We start from the raw sequence: 223 nt of genomic DNA, 5'->3' as shown, positions 1-223 counted from the left end.
CGAGGCCGCGCTCGACGTCATGAACGACGGTGGCCGCATCGCGCTCTGCGGCGCGATTGCCGGCTACAACACCGCCGAGAAGCCCGCGGGCCCCGACAACATGGCGAATATCATCACGCGCGCGCTGTCACTCAAGGGCTTCACGCTCGGCAGCTACCTCCACCTCGCACCCGAGTTCCAGCAGCACATGTCGCGCTGGTTCGGCGAGGGCAAGATCGCCTAC

1 pseudogene is annotated in these 223 nt (G+C 66.8%); it reads left to right on the top strand.

Annotated elements, in window-relative coordinates:
• Window positions 1-223: pseudogene (locus ID132_RS13540) on the top strand (NADP-dependent oxidoreductase); the annotation flags it as partial.

This window comes from Gulosibacter sediminis (genome assembly GCF_014904065.1).
GTDB lineage: Bacteria > Actinomycetota > Actinomycetes > Actinomycetales > Microbacteriaceae > Gulosibacter > Gulosibacter sediminis.
This window is presented reverse-complemented; position numbering and strand designations above follow the sequence as displayed.